At 50.9% G+C, this 15,229-nt stretch carries 8 protein-coding genes and 1 tRNA gene; 5 read left to right on the top strand and 4 right to left on the bottom strand.

Annotation, left to right across the window (positions count from 1 at the left end):
- Positions 1–511: 511 nt before the first annotated feature.
- Positions 512–3,730 carry a LamG-like jellyroll fold domain-containing protein gene (locus tag Afil_RS09325; RefSeq protein WP_230268288.1) on the bottom strand — a complete coding sequence of 1,073 codons (3,219 nt, stop codon included), beginning with the start codon at positions 3,728–3,730 and terminating at the stop codon, positions 512–514.
- Positions 3,690–4,136 (bottom strand): hypothetical protein, encoded by a 447-nt coding sequence (locus tag Afil_RS09320; RefSeq protein WP_230268287.1) that lies wholly within the window; start codon positions 4,134–4,136, stop codon positions 3,690–3,692. Before Afil_RS09320 ends, Afil_RS09325 begins: the two co-directional genes overlap by 41 nt.
- Positions 4,137–4,652: 516 nt before the next feature.
- On the opposite strand from Afil_RS09320, the gene Afil_RS09315 reads away from it, so the two are divergent.
- Positions 4,653–6,779 (top strand): DUF7657 domain-containing protein, encoded by a 2,127-nt coding sequence (locus Afil_RS09315; protein ID WP_230268286.1) that lies wholly within the window; start codon positions 4,653–4,655, stop codon positions 6,777–6,779.
- A 527-nt stretch (positions 6,780–7,306) separates the two neighbouring features.
- Here Afil_RS09315 and Afil_RS09310 read toward each other — a convergent pair.
- Entirely contained in the window at positions 7,307–8,419 is a 1,113-nt protein-coding gene (locus Afil_RS09310; RefSeq protein ID WP_230268285.1) for a peptidoglycan bridge formation glycyltransferase FemA/FemB family protein, read from the bottom strand.
- A 296-nt stretch (positions 8,420–8,715) separates the two neighbouring features.
- Between Afil_RS09310 and Afil_RS09305 the strand changes: the two genes are divergently transcribed.
- Positions 8,716–8,791, top strand: a tRNA-Lys gene (locus tag Afil_RS09305).
- A gap of 395 nt (positions 8,792–9,186) precedes the next feature.
- Here Afil_RS09305 and Afil_RS09300 read toward each other — a convergent pair.
- Entirely contained in the window at positions 9,187–10,716 is a 1,530-nt protein-coding gene (locus Afil_RS09300) for an MFS transporter (protein ID WP_230268284.1), read from the bottom strand.
- 381 nt (positions 10,717–11,097) lie between these two features.
- Here Afil_RS09300 and Afil_RS09295 point away from each other — a divergent pair, with 381 nt between their 5' ends.
- From Afil_RS09295 to Afil_RS09285, 3 genes are all read left to right on the top strand, one after another.
- On the top strand, positions 11,098–11,721 hold the full coding sequence (locus tag Afil_RS09295; RefSeq protein WP_230268283.1) for a histidine phosphatase family protein: 624 nt from the start codon (positions 11,098–11,100) through the stop codon (positions 11,719–11,721).
- Positions 11,722–11,739: 18 nt separating this feature from the next.
- Positions 11,740–14,262 (top strand): translation factor GTPase family protein, encoded by a 2,523-nt coding sequence (locus Afil_RS09290; RefSeq protein ID WP_230268282.1) that lies wholly within the window; start codon positions 11,740–11,742, stop codon positions 14,260–14,262.
- Positions 14,263–14,504: 242 nt separating this feature from the next.
- The gene (locus Afil_RS09285) at positions 14,505–15,014 is read left to right on the top strand and encodes a nitroreductase family protein (protein ID WP_230268281.1); all 510 of its coding nucleotides are present in this window, start codon (positions 14,505–14,507) and stop codon (positions 15,012–15,014) included.
- Positions 15,015–15,229: the final 215 nt, after the last annotated feature.

Raw genomic sequence — 15,229 nt, 5'->3', positions numbered from 1 at the left:
TTGGAGAAATCGATACCGAGATCGATTGCAGGGATGATTGATTCCATGAAAAAGCCTCCTTGAATAAAGGAATTATCCCAAGGAGGCGGTCGAGAAAATACCCGTCTTTTATTTGACGCTTACGGAAAAACGCGCCCATCCTCTGTGTTTCCCATTTTGTTTCCTGTCCAGTCCAGTTTCTGTGCGGCTTCTGACCGCCCGCAGCCTTCTCGCAAATTATTTTCCAAATAAAAAAGCAGAGATTCCATCCTCCCTGATATAGAGAGGGTAAGAATCTCTGCTTTTTGCGTGTGGAATTAAGGCTGCTTCAGGCAATCCTCCGTTACAGACCTCCCTTAAAGACCGCCGCGATTTGGTCGCTTCGGTACGCCTCCCCTTCTTTTCCTGAAAGAGAATTTCTGGAAACTGGCTTCCGGATTTTTCAGCCGTACAGGCGAAATCGACGAAATCACAAATCCAGCCTGTATCGATCGTCTGAAAGGAGGAATACCCAGAGAAAGGGCGGCAAAGTTTAATCCCGGATTTCTTCCAGAGCTGCCGGATCCGGAAGTCTGCGCAGGGCAAGGAGTGTCTGATTCAGCTCCATAGCGGTTTCATTGACTTGCGCCTGCGATACAGAAGTACGAAGAATCTCTTTTGCTTCGCTCAGTTCTTCCTGCAGGGACGTCCAGTCTGCTTTGGCATAGCTGGCTTCCTTCAGCGTTTCGGCTTTGTTTACAGCCGTCTCTAATAAAGAAGGATCCAGAAGCTGTTCGAGGGCGTAGCTGAGCTGTTCGCTCTTTTCCTGAACGAGAGCCGGACGGGCGAATTCATTACGGCTGACGATCTGCGCCTGATCCAGGCGGTTTTTCAGATCGGTAAACTTCGCACTGCCATCGGTCTTCACATTTTTCGCCAGCTCAATGAGCGAATTGAGTTCCGTCTTATCGGCCGGTTCATACACGCGAAGAATCAGGAACGAATGCGGCTGTACGGTTACAAAAACGCGTCCGTCTTCATCCGTCTGAATTTCATCTGTACGGACCGTAACGTTTGCGGGACTGGTGAGGCTGTTTTCATCCGCCAGACCATTGGATTCCAGACGCTGCGCCTTGATCACTGCGTTTTCGACCGTTTCCGGCAGTTCGATCTGGATCTCGCGCGCATTTGTCGGATCCGCGTTTTCGATGGCGATGGAATAGTTGTGCTCTTCATCGCGGCTGGCCAGAACAGAAATGGAATTGACGTTGTTGGACAGCGTGTAGTCCTGTGACAGGGAGGAATTGAGCAGTTCGGTTCCAAATCCGGCGTTGAAAATCTGGAAGACGTGCGCACTTGGCGTCGCAAAGTAACCGAAATTGCCTTTGCCTGTGGCCGTATCTGAGCCGGCCAGCGGCACAACCTGAATGACGGCCTGCTGCGTTGGACCTAAGGCATCGGCTCCGGATGTGTAGTAATCCGAGAGGCAGTGCTTCTGAATGTAGGGCGAGCCCAGTTCGGCATAATCCATAATGCAGCGGGCGACATACAGAGCGTGCAGCTGGGAACGCGTACGTCCGCTGGTGTTGTAGTAAATGCCAAATTCCGAAATGGCCGGGACTTTGTCTTCCGGCATCTGGTTTAAGTAGTTCACGACGCGGTTTCTGCAGTTTTGCGCTTTGGCCATCACATCAAGCAGGAAAGCTTCATCTGAACTTTCGTTGACGGTTCCTGAGTAAGGATGAATCGTCATGCCGTCGTAAAGGTCCGCTTTGCCAAGCTGATTTTCGAGATTGACGAAGTTGACGTTTTCCCAGGCCGTATAAATTTTCACGTCATGCTCTTTGGATTCCAGTTCATTGATGCGCGACTGGGTCTGGCGCATCGCTTCGGATACATCGTTAAAGCCGTCATGATTCACGCTGTAGGACGCGTATATGCCATGACCGCTGGCAGGAACGGCGCCATGGACTCCGTCTCCAAATGTGATTTCGCCTGTGGAATAGTTCAGCGTGCACTTCTGATCGTTTGGTCCGGCATTTTCAAGGGAATCGACAATCGTCCATTCCGTCGCGGAAGCCGCGTTCTGACCGACGTAGACGTGGGCACCGTTTTCCAGTGCCTGGAAATCCGGATCCATGCGGAGTTTTCCGTCTTCGTAAAGCATGGTGTTCGTATTGACGTGACGCAGCTGACGAACCATGTTTTTCGATCCGTCGGAGCGGGAGGCGTTTTCGTCCCAGTTGTCCGGGTTGGCCGCATAAATCCGGTTATAAGCGGTTGGCGCACCGAGGGTGAAGGCGTGAACCGCATCGGATCCGTCGGAACGGTAATCGATCCAGTAGCCCTGGGTCGTCTTGCCGTCGTTGTTAATGCCGCAGCACTGCTGGATTTCGTTTCCGATTTCAAAGAACTGTACGTTGTACGGTTCCGGATGGCCGTAATCGCTGCGCACCTTCGCCCAGTCGATGCCGCCGTTTGGATTGGTTCCGACTTTCGCATTCAGAAATTCAATCAGATCGGATGCGTCCTGCGCACTGCCTCTTGCCAGCGAGTACACATAAACGATATCGGAATCGACTTCATCGGCGAAGCTGGCAATTTCTTCGAGTCCGAAGTTGGGATCGATGCCGGTCTGTCTTCCATTGTTATAAAAGGCATGAACCTGTTTTTTGCGCTGTTCTTTTGGACCCAGCGTCGTTTTCCAGTTGAACAGGTTGGAAATGGATCCGCCGGGATAGCGAATCGATCCAAAACCTGCATCCTTGTACAGCGTTTTGAACTCGTCCTTAACCTGCATCGTTTCGTCATCAAAGGTTCCATACGCGTTAAACGCATAGCGATGGTTGATGCCGAAAATGGAATCCGGATCGATCGTTCGAAGAATCTCGTCTTCCACATGCAGAATGGCCGGACGAGACTGTTCCGCATTTTGACATGCCGTTTTCAAGGTTTCGCAGGCGTTTTGGAGTTCATTTATGGATACCGTTTCGGGATCGAGCGCTTCCACTGCATCCAGCGCGTTTTGCACGGCTGTTTTTGCCGAGGGGCTCACTTTGCTGTCGTCGCAGAGAGTCTGTCCTTTTGCGACCCACTCTTCAAGATCCGTCAGAAGGAGTCCTTTTCCTTTCTGCGCGTACAGTTCGAGTACATCGGCATCCGAAAGCTTCGTGTCGTACACGCAAAGTTCATCCAGATCGCCGCGCAGACCGTGCGGGTTGGTTCCTGTATCGTTTTTATGGTGACCGATCCGCAGATCAAACATCTGATTCAGAACCGTATTGCCCAGATCCTTTTCACTGTCAAATTTTCCATTGATGTAGAAGCGAACTTTTTTCGCGTCCTGATCAAAGCTGATCGCGACGTGCTGCCACTCGCCTTTAGCAACCGTTCCTTCTGAGAACACATCCGTGGCGTTCAGATACGTGTGATAATGGCCGTCTGCGCGCAGCGAGAGAATCGTTCTTCCGCTTCCCGTATGCTGAAGCAGTACGACAGACGATCCGTCCGCACTGTCCTGGCTTGGATCGTATTTGTACCATAAGGCGAAGGTCATGCGGCCCTGACCGGTATTGATATAGTTCGAGGCCTGCAGCCACGCATGCTGGGAAGGATCGCTCGGAAAACGATAAACCTGACCAAACAGGCTGTTTTCTGCCGAAGCGGTCTGCGCAGTAACTGCGGTAAGTGCGGTATGGGTACTCGTTTTGGACTGAAGCGGGGTATTCCCTTCAAAATCCCAGTAATCTTTCAGATGCTCGGCCGCCGGCATTTGTGCGGTTTAAGCGACGGCTGTATTTGGCGCAGCTTTTCTGGCGCTGTAATTTCTCTGAACTCTGTCGGTCGATCGGATCATCCTGACGGCCGAATCGCTGGATGACTGCGCGGCAAAAACCGGCGCGCTGCTCAGTGAACTTAAAGCCAGAAAGGCGCACAGCAAGCTTTTTGTTCCTTTCCGTTTCATATTTTATCCTGTTTTTATCCTGTATTCCTGAACTGGTTTTCGACGCATGTTTTTCTTTTTCTTTCGATCTGTATGCCCGTTTCCGATGAAAAAGCGCTGTCCATTCATTTTGACAGACGGCACAATTGCCCGTTTCATGCCGTCTTTTTGGCTGAGTGAGTCTTCTCAGTTCCGTCGGACTGCTTAGGAAAATTTCCGCGTCGAATTTTCCCATCCTGTGTAAGCTCTTTCAGTATACCGTATGGATTCTTTCGGTTCCGTTTGGTCCTTTATGGTTTTCGGTTTTCCTGCATTCCCTCAGTCCTTCTGAAATTCCGTCTGGCCAAAATGCAGCACGATTTTCCACATGTGAAACTGTACGGATCCTGTTCCTGTCTTTTTTAGTTCCGGATGAAAGGACGATTTCAAATCCAGAAATGTTAATATCTTTCTGACTGTCCTGAACGGACAGGATCGATTGGACACAGAATCGTTACAGTCCTGCGGGATTTAATGACCCGTTTCTTCTGATTTGGCCTCAGATTTTTCTGAGGTGTTTCTGTGTGTACAGGATCTGATTATTTAGAGTCCTCATTTATACATCGATTTTCTCTGCGAATATTCATTCAAAACCGGAGACGCAAGAAAGGAGTTTTGCCATGTCTGTCTGCCTGTTTGATCAAGGCTGTTTTGAATTCGAGCGATGGCGTTCTGAAAGCGAAACCCATCGACGAAAGGAAGGTCGGGCGATATGAGTACGTCCTCTACGCTCCGTCTTCATCGAACCAGACTGCCGCGATCCAAAGTCATCATGATTCTTCTGGAATCGCTGCTGATTCTGGCTTATACCATTTTCACTTCTGTTTTCTTCACAAAAACGACGATCATCGCGGTGTGCGGAACGCTCGTTCTGATCATCAACCTGCTTCGCCTGTTCTATTCCAAATTCCTGAACGGGGTGTTCGAGAAAATGTATCGCTGGCGCTGGCTGATTGCGGCGATTGTGTTTGTGGTTCTGCTCTGTTTCCAGATCCACACGTCCAACGCGGCCTGCTACATGTACTCGTTTACCGCAAATCCGGAAGTGGAACAGTCCATTTTAATGGGCCGTCCGCGTATTCCGCGGGCCGATGAGTATGCGGTACAGCTTCCGTATTACTTCTCCCAGTACTACAACGACTACGCCCAGATTTCCCATCAGATGTCGATCGGCGGTCAGGATATGATCGTCGGCTACAACTCCCCGGTTCTGTCGCTCTCCCTGATCGGCAAGCCGTTTGTCTGGGGCTACATTCTGTTTGGAAACGCCTACGGCATTTCCTGGTACTTTTTGTCCAAAACGATTCTGATGGTGATGGTTTCGATCGAGATGTTCCACATCCTGACGAAAAACAAATACCTTTCCGTTTTTGGTGCCATTATCCTGACGTTTGCGCCGGGCATGCAGTGGTGGTTCTCGCCCCATTTCTACGATGCGATTTTCTGGGCGAGTACGCTCTTTGTGGTCGGCTACTGGTTTTTCCGCGCGCAGGGCTGGAAAAAATGGGCCTTCACGCTTCTGGCTATTGCATCGTTAGACGGCTTTGTTCTGGCCCTCTTCCCTTCTTTGCAGGTTCCTTGCGGACTGCTCGCCTTCTTCCTAATGTGCGCCTGTCTTTATCGGGATAAAGATGAGCTGGAATGGAAAAAGAGCAACATCTGGAACGTAATCGCGGTCATCGGCGGTCTTTGCATCGTTCTGGTGCCGACACTGCTTTCGGCAAAAGATGCGCTGATGATGGCCAACGATACCGTTTATCCGGGCGATCGCGTCGTTCATGGGGCGACCGGCGCACCGTGGATGCTGTTTATCAACCCGGTCAGCCTTTTGCAGACGTATACCGATCCGGATCTGCTTAACAACAGTGAAATCTCGAGCTTTACGCAGTTTGGCGTTGCCTGCTGCCTGTACTATCCGTATCTCTTCTACTGGCTGAGAAAGAAGAAAGACCGCTCCCGCTGGATCGGAACGGTTCTCTTCCTTTCCCTTTTGTTCCAGGCGTTTTATCTGCACTTTGAAATCCCGGTATGGCTGGCGAAAGTGACTCTGCTTTCTTCCTGCAACCGCATGCAGACCGTATTTGGCTATACCGGCACGATTTTTACCGTCTGGACGATTTACAAAGTGCAGGACACCAAGTTCCCGCACAAAACGCTCTCCGGCTTTGTCGCCTGCGCCATTTACGCCGTTCTTGCCGCTATGGTTACGCATTACATGATCCTGCCAAACTTCCTGCGGCTGTTTGGATCGCGGGCCATGTTCTATGTCTTCTCAATCGGTCTGGCATTCCTGTTCTGGCTGGCCTTTACCCGCTATCGTCAGCTGACCCTCTGCGGCATGCTGGCATGGACAGCCGGCAGCGGCATGCTTGTCAACCCGATCATGCAGGGAACGGCGAGCGTTGCCGAATACCCCATGGCACAGGCCGCTGTACAGATTCGTGAAGAAAATCCTGACTCCTGGTGGCTGACGACCGAAAACGATCTGCGTCAGGCGCTGATGATGGCCAATGGCGTCAAAGTCGTTAACGGCGTCAACTTCTACCCGGATTTCGAAAAATGGGAACTCATCGATCCGGAGCACAAGTTTGAAGACGAAATTAACCGTTACGCGCACATTTACGTTTCCCTGATTCCGGATGGCGATCTGGAAATTGCCAGCCCTTCGGGCGACGTAGTACAGGTAAATCTGCCCGTTTCGATGCTCAAAAACTGGGATATCGACTACATCGCAGGTACGGAGCGCGATGCGCAGGTTCTCGACGCCGGCGGCATTTCCTACCAGATTGTTTACGATGACGAGAATACCGAAGACGTGATTTACCAGATCCTCGACTAGTCCGTACACCTCGTTTCCTGGCTGCATATCAACCACAGCCCGCAAGAAATTTGCTTCGTTCTTTCTTCCCCTGTTCACGACTTGAACAGGGGATTTTTTCTGCTTTCCGTATTCTGCTATCCGTATGCTGCTTTCCGCTTTGCTCGCTCCCTTCGCCCCATTTGCTTCGACACATTTGTCTCGCCGATTCGCTTCGACACGGCCCCTTCTGCCAATTCGTATCGACAAATTTCTGTGCCGGAGGATGCACGTTTATTGAGCGAAACACGGTTGCGGGATGAATGTCGAAAGCGGATATTCGTATTTATTTCGTCTGGGTATAAAAAAGCAGCAGGATGGCCTGTCCTGTGTGACTGACCATCCCGCTGGATTTCTAAGTCTGTTCTGTGAATCGGATTTGTGAATTTGCAGGATCGAAACGACTGGCTTTATAAAGCGAATCGTCTGAACGTGAGCGCTTGTCGATTGCTCCCGTTTCTTCCTGTATTCCGGATTGAACTGTATTGCCGGCTGAATTTCTTTCGGATTTACTTGTTCAGGCGCTGTTCGAAGATTTTGCCCATCGCGTTGAGCGGTTTGTCGAAAATGCCGAACGTACGAACAACGGTCGCACCGAGTTCGCGTTTGAAAAAGAAGCTGCCGTAGCCGTCCTGACCCTTTTCAAAGTAGCCGCTGATTCCGCCGTAGTTGTAGCGTTCCAGACCGAGTTCAAGGGCGTGCTTATACATCTCATGATGGATGAAGCCGGAAAGGTTATAGCGGACGGCACTGCGGTCAATTCCGCCGAAGTAACATAACATTTCCATGTTGGTTACGTACCAGTAGCCGCCGTAAACCAGCTGTCCATCCGCATTGTGGACTTTGACGAGCTTGCAGTAACCGTCGGATACGCTGGCCAGATCGCGGCGCTTTTCGCCGGATCCGGTATCAAAGTTCTTGTATTCGCCGGACTTGTCAAGCATGCCTTCGATATCGGCCCAGTCCTGCTCTTCCATTTCGGACGGATTCTTGATGGTCAGCGTAAAGCCTTCGCGTTCGGCCTTATGGGTATACTTTCTCGAGCTGCCGGACATCAGCTTGTCGATATCCGCAATGTCCCGGTTTGGAATTTCCGGAGTGAGCTTGCCCTGATAGCCTTTGTGGTGCTGGTTGATGCCGTCTTTGAGCTCAACGACCGACTGCCATGTAATCTGATGGCTCGTATCGGTGCCTAACGGCGATTCGTGCCAGTGAAATCCGTTTTTTTCGGCGAGAGCGAGATGCTCTTTCGTGTTGTCAAAGCCGCCTTCCACAACGGCGCCTTCGCGGTCGTATTCTTTTACTTCCACAGACGATTCAATACGCCATAGAATGAAGCCTTCCTTTTTCAGATACTCGGAAGCTTCTTCCAGGAAGTCCGCGTCATGAGCGCGGTCATCGCTTAAAAAGCCGCCGGCAGTATACGCAAACTTCCACATCTTCATAGCGGGTTTGGGTTCAACGATGACGGCATGGGTAATGCGGTTTTCGTCATTGATTCCCGCCAGAATGAAACGGTCATACAGTTTCGCGTACGAGGGAATCTGCAGGAAGACAAAGCCTAACTGGCTGTCTTCGATAAATTTTTCATATTGTTCAATAGTAATCTGTTCAATTCGCATGAATATCTTCCAATCTTTAATAAACGCGCCTTCATTATACCCTGTCACAATATCTCTTCCAATTTGAGGGGACGGCGAACGAACTAACATTTTAGGCAGCCTTTCTTCAATTGCAAATGCATCGGTTTTCTTTTGTGTCTGTTCTGTGTTCGAATCGAACGCGCCTTAATTTTTACACGCCCGTTGAAAATCAACTTTTTTTCATTTTTTTGTTTTTGGAATTGCATTCCGGCCCAGCTGTGTTATTATGTTCAGGCAGTCACGAGGGCGCAAGTTCTCATGACAAAACAAATCATGGATCCTTAGCTCAGCTGGCAGAGCAACTGACTCTTAATCAGTGGGTCTAGGGTTCGAATCCCTAAGGATCCACCACTTGAAACCAGATCGAACACTTCGCAGTGTTCGATTTTTTTGCGCTTTTTTGAGCGAGACTTTCCATTTTCCTTAGCATCCTGCTTTCCTTTGCAGCCTCCTTCCGGGGAAGGTCTTTTTCAGACCGTGCCGAGTCGTGCGCTCTATTTCGCCGCTGAGGTCTGCTGCTCCCCTCATCCTGGCGGTTCCCTTTGTCCGTTACGAACGGCTATAACGAAAAAATCGGTTTCAGAAACTTTCCAATCCAGTCGCCTTTTGCGGCTGGATTTTTTTGTGCCGCCAAAAAGCCCGCTGTATGTGCCTGGCGCACACTAGCGGGCAGAAAAACGAAAGAACAGGGAGAAAATCGAAGGGAAAACGTTAACCAATAAGAGATAGTTTCCGATTGTTTTTGATTACTGACCAGGAACCATGCCCAGACGGTACAGAAGCTGTTCGAGCCAGACACTCAGATCCGTCTGCTTAATCCAGACCATAAAAGCCGATTCTTCACCGGTCCTTGTGGAATGGCGAAGCAGACTGCTCACGCCGATCTGATGCAGATACATCCAGACGCCAATGCCAAGCAGACCGCCGGCCAGACCCATGAGCAGCGTCATGAATATGGATTTGCGGGAAAGAAACAGCATCGAGCCGACGAACCAGAGAAAGTTCCAGCCGATCACCGACCAGCCGGTCAGAATCGCCTGCACCGCAAGAATCAGTACAGAAAGCACAAAGCCGAATACGCCCTTCGACTTGGCGTAATGCACAAATGGCGCCAGCAGCGAACTCGCCGCCCCCAGCAGACCCCAGAAGACGAAGAGCTTCATCAGAAGCGTTCCATCGTACTGATAGGAATACCAGTAGTAGGCAATATCCATGAAGGAGAAAAACAGCAGAACGTTCGCGAACGCCGCCAGGCCGTTTTTGGAATAGACGCTGATCCCGACGGCACACATCATCCAGAACGGAAGATCCGAAAGTGAAACGGCCAGCGACTGGATCGTGCTGTCGGAAGGATGAAGATCAATATAGCGGGCAAAAAGGCCGAGGCCAAGACCTAAAGCCGAATAGAGTACCGCCTGCAAAATCCATGGAATGCCTCCCCCTCGACGGCCGGAGCGGTCTCTGGAGTCTCGAGGGTCGTCCTCATAATGGGCATGCGTCTCGTACTCGTCATCATATTCATCGGATGGCGCTGTTCGACTGCGAGATCTGCGTGAAGACGGTTCTGGATCGTTGTCCTGTACATATTCTCTGTTTTGGCGATGATTGAAGTATGCGTCCTCCTTATCTTCGTCGTCTTCGCGGCGGCGGGCTGCACGGGCTTCCTTTCGATCCTGCGCTCTGGATGAGCGGCGATCGTCCCGATCCCGGTCTTTGCGGGAACGTCTGGAAGAGCGGCGGCTTCTTCGCGAACGGCTGTCGTCTTCTGTGTATTCTCTTTGCAGGAGAGGCTGATCGTCTTCGTACGGCGCATCGTCAAAGTCAGAATCCTGACCGGTATGGATGTCGTAACGATCTTCGTCACAGGCGGGATCCCAGTGGTCTGCATCATAACCTGAAGAGGGATTTGAATACTCGTCCATTTCTTCTGCAAAGTCCGAAGATCTGGATGTCTTCCCATATGGGCTGCTTTGCGCATCAGCCGGAATATCCGGCATATCCCTGCGCGAGCGGAAATCCGTCTGGGGTACGCTTCGTTTTGGCTGTTCTCTGGAAGCAGTACTGGACAGATCCGGTTTTGCCTGCTGCGGCAGAGGACGCAAAACGACCGGTTTGGACGGCTGAGCAGCTGAATTTATGTCGTTAGATGTCGCCGTTTTCGGATCTTCAAAAAGATAAAGATCTTCTTCACGCAGATCCTCTTCATACACGGTTTCTTTCTTTGTATCTTCTGACGATTGGGTACCGCCAAAAAAATCGTTGTGTGAATCTCTCATCTTTTTCCCTCCTTCATGTACTTGCTCAAAATTTGCGGGCCTGTTCGATTGGGCCCGTCTGGCACAAGCCGGCTTCTTCGTTTTTGAAACGGCACGCCTTTCTTCAACCGGTTATAGTAAAGAACAGAACCAGTCCCTGCAGGAACGGATTGTCAGGTGGCTGACCATGCGCTTTGTCCCAAAATGTTCGCCGGCTTAAAAGGACCGTTCTGATTTTGCCGGTTTTCCTTAAAAACAGATGAAGCAACGTCTTTGAAACAGCCTTATAAACTGACTGCGTTTTCCAGAGCCGCTTTTGTACGGCGTTTGTCCTTCCTGCAGTCAATTCCATATTCCTCTGCGGCCGTCGACGAAAGCCGATGACAGAAAGGAACTTTTATCATGAAAATTTATACGATTCGTCACGGAGAAACAAATATTAACCATCAGAACCGCGTTCTGGGCCGAACGGATGAACCGCTCAATTACACGGGTTTAAAGCAGGCCGATCAGGCAGGTAAAGCACTGAAAGACATTGCCTTTGACGCTGTGTACTGCTCGCCCATGAAACGGGCCATGCAGACCGGAGAGGCCATTTCAAAAAACACGAGCTTTCCTTTTGCGATGAAAATCGCCCCGGCTTTGATCGAACAGAACTTTGGCGTTTTTGAAGGCGCTCTGCGCAATGATCCCGAATACCAGAAAGAAAAGCATCAGTACTTCAAGCCGTTTGAAGGCGGGGAATCGTTTCTGGATGTGGCCGCCCGGGTATACACCTTTCTCGACGAGCTTCAGAAACAGTATCCGTCAAAGGCGCATAATGTTCTTCTCGTAACGCACGGCGGAATTTGCCGGGTGATTGAAAACTATTTCAAAGGCATGGATAATGAAGCCTATGCCGGCGCATTCTATCAAAACTGTGAGGTGAAGGTATTCGATACCGATACGCTGCACCGGGACAGCCTGCAGCCGCTGACTCCGTCTTCATGTGTCCGCGATGACGATGCGCATGAAGAAAAAAGATAGAGAGAAAGGAAGATGCAAATGAGAACCATCACAACCGGGATTCTTGCGCATGTCGATGCCGGAAAGACCACCTGTATTGAAAGCATGCTTCTGACCTCCGGCCAGATCCGCAAGGCTGGACGCGTCGATCATCAGGACGCCTTTCTCGACTTTGACGAGCAGGAACGAAAACGAAAAATTACCATTTATTCCAAGCAGGCTTCCTTCACCTGGAAGGATACAACGATCAATGTCATCGATACGCCGGGCCATGCCGACTTTTCCGCTGAAATGGAACGTTCGCTTTCCATTCTCGATACGGCCATCGTTCTGATCAGTGCATTAGATGGCGTACAGTCGCATACCCGCACAATCTGGAAATGCCTGGATGCGTATCAGGTATCGTCCATCCTCTTTGTCAACAAGATGGACGCGACGTCCTATTCCAAAGAAGAACTGCTTTCGGACATTGAGAAAAATCTGGATACCCGAATCGTAGATCTGAGCGTGGACGACTGGATCGAACAGTTTGCGGCGCTCGACGAAAAGCTGCTCGATGAATTTGTACAGACCGAAACCCTCTCCCCCGCGTCCATGGCGCAGGCCGTCAAGGAGCGCAAGGCATTTCCGGTGCTGTTTGGCTCCGCACTGAAAAACGAAAACATCAGCGAACTGCTCGATGCTCTGCTTGCCTATACGCCAGAACAGGAATATCCAGAAGAATTTGGGGCGCGCGTCTTTAAAATCACGCTCGATTCCGCCAAGGCGCCGATTGCCCATCTTAAGCTGACCGGCGGAACGCTCCACGCCAAAGATGTAATTCACGATGAGCGCGGCGATCAGAAAGCCGATCAGCTCTTCATGGCGAACGGACAGTCCATTCGTCCCGTCAAGGAAGCTTCGGCGGGCGATATCGTTCTGGTCAAAGGGCTTCAGAATCTGAAACCTGGCGACGGACTCGGTTTTGAGACGTCGCGCAAAGAAGCGCAGCTGAGCGCTTCCCTGTGCTACGCACTGATTTTGCCGGCCGGTGTAGATCCGGTCACGATGATGGCGCCGCTGCGGCAGATGATGATGGAAGATCCGATGCTTCAGATCGAATTCGATGAAGCGTCCCAGACGATTTCCATCCGTCTGATGGGCGAAATTCAGAAAGAAATTCTCAAAAACCGGATTTACGAACGCACCGGTATTTTATGCGAATTTGGAAACGGGAAAATCGTCTACCAGGAAACGATTGACGATACCGTCTTTGGCTACGGCCATTTTGAACCGCTTCGCCACTATGCCGAAGTGCACCTGATGCTCGAACCGGGCAAACGCGGATCGGGCATGACGTATTCGTCCAAAGTTCCCCGCGACGTTTTGTCTCTGAACTGGCAGCGGCTCATCCTCTCTTCCCTTTCGGATCACGTCCAGAAAGGCATTCTGACCGGATCCGCGCTGACGGATATTCATGTCACGCTGATCGCCGGCCGCGCTCACCAGAAACATACGCAGGGCGGGGACTTCCGTCAGGCAGCATCCCGGGCGATGCGCCAGGGCCTGAAAAAGGCGCAGAACGTCTTGCTGGAACCGTTTTTCCGTTTTGAAATCACAACGCCTGCCGAAGATCTTTCCCGCATTTTGTACGAACTCGAAACCCGACGCGCCAAAGTTCAGGTAGAAGAAATGGAATCGGGAAAAATGCGCATTACCGGACGCGGTCCGGTCAGCACGCTGATGAATCTGAATACGACACTTGCCTCCCTTTCCAAAGGGCGTGCCGATATTTCCGTGGAAAACGACGGCTACGACCGCTGCGAAAACGCCGAGGAAGTCATCGAACAGATCGGCTACGACGAAAGCCTCGACCGCTTCTATCCTTCGGGATCGGTATTCTGCTCGAACGGTGTCGGCCTTACGATCGAATGGGATGAGGTGGAAGACCACCTGCACATTCCGCCCGTGGACAATACCCAGACGGTTTCTTCGATTTCGATCAACTCGTCCAAAGTTTCCGCGCAGGAGCTGAACCGCGTCTTCCAGAACGCCGGCGGCAGCAACCAGAACGCGAAAAAAGCCGGTCCATCCAAAAAGAAACGAACCGACCTGTCGCTCGAACCAACGCAGGTTACGACCTTCTCGCATCTGCCAACGGTTCTGATCGTCGACGGGTATAACATGATTTACTCATGGCCGTCTCTGCGCGAAATTTCCTCGCATTCTTTATCGGATGCGCGCGAAGAGCTGATCAGTCTGCTCATCAACTACCAGGGGTACAAAGGGTATTCGCTGATCGTGGTCTTTGACGGCAACCGCCGCAAAGGCAATCCCGGCTCCTCTTCCAAAAACGGATCCGCTTCGATTGTGTACACGCCATCCGGCATCAGCGCAGATGCCTGGATTGAAAAGAAGGCCGCGGATCTCAAAGGCAAATTTCACTGCATTGCCGCCACGAGCGACGGCCTCATTCAGAACTCCGTCTTCTCCCATGGCGCCACAAGAATTTCCGCCAGAGAACTCGAACGCGCAGTTCTCTCCGTCAACGAAAGCGCCTTTGCAGCACTTAAAAAGCATTAAAAACGATGGCCTGTCGATGACAGAACAGGCCATCGTTTTTCTTTGCGCAGGATAGAGAGCACTTGAAAACAATCTGCGTGCGCCTTTCCAGGCGCCGTTCTCGTCTGTGCTTTTCGTTCATTCCCTCTGCGCTTTGCCTGCGCGATAACTATACTGAAGAAAAAAGAAGCTCCTGCACGTTTTTGCCGCTCTGCAGTTCTTACCGTATTGCGACATTTCCTCAGGAGCCGGGGAGGAACCTTATGGAATCCTGCAGTGAAAATCCAATTTTTAAACGCGCTTCCGTGCGGGCGTGGACCGATCAGCCCGTATCGCGCGAACAGATTATCGATGTTCTCAAAGCCGGCATGCAGGCGCCTAGCGCCATGAACAGCCAGCCCTGGGAATTTGCAGTTATCACCAATCCGGAAATGAAAACCCGACTGGCCGGCATTTCTCCATATTCGCATTTTGCGGCCGGCGCGCCGGTTTTGCTTGCCGTTCTGTGTCGCAAGGAGAACAGCTGTCCGCCCTACAATGAAATCGACATGGGCATCTGCATCGAAAACCTGCTTCTGGAAATCACAGCGCTCGGTCTGGGCGGCGTCTGCCTTGGCGTAGCCCCTTTGAAAGACCGAATGAAGTATATGGCGGATGTTCTTCAGCTGGATGAAACTTTAGAATCGATTGCGCTGGTTCCGTTTGGCTATCCAAAGCAGGACGTTCATGTAACTGAACATTTTGATCCAGAGCGTATTCGCTGGATCGAATAGCCGGCGTTCTTCGCTTTCTAAAAAGACGACTATCATTTTTGCTTCGCAGGTCACTGAATTCTGCGGAGTTTTTTTCTGGTAAGAGGAGCAATGTCATTAAGTTAAGATTTCTCAGACCACATCAGCGTTAAGCAGTGATGTGGTCTTTTTTCTACTCTTCAAGTCAAATCTCGAATGATTCGAGTTTTTTCACTTTTTTCTAAAAATCTATTGAC

This window comes from Allobaculum fili (assembly GCF_020969955.1).
Lineage (GTDB): Bacteria > Bacillota_I > Bacilli_A > Erysipelotrichales > Erysipelotrichaceae > Allobaculum > Allobaculum fili.
The sequence above is the reverse complement of the archived record's forward strand: the minus strand, read 5'-3'. Positions and strand labels throughout refer to the sequence as shown.